The 239-nt window shown below is 68.2% G+C and carries 1 protein-coding gene; it reads left to right on the forward strand.

Annotated elements, in window-relative coordinates; genetic code table 11:
* A partial coding sequence (locus AC1RPN_RS09200; RefSeq protein WP_481763881.1) for a hypothetical protein occupies nucleotides 1-239 on the forward strand: 239 nt, incomplete at both ends.

Raw genomic sequence — 239 nt, forward strand, 5'->3', positions numbered from 1 at the left:
CCTCGCCGCCCGTTCTGTCTACGTGATCGCCGAGGGTCGATATGTCTCCTGGGCGAAGGCCGAACCGCTCGTCACCGGGCGTCCGGGAACGTTCCGACCGAGGGTCCACCTCCATGAGGACGAGGTGTGGGATCGACGCCTGCCGCTGCGCGCGGTCACCGCGGGAGACGACCGGCTGCTGATGGCGACGGTCCGCAAGCGGGAGGAGAAGGGATCCGACGTGAACGTCGCATCGCACT

This window comes from Dellaglioa sp. CoH-57-MRSF-20 (assembly GCF_056781955.1).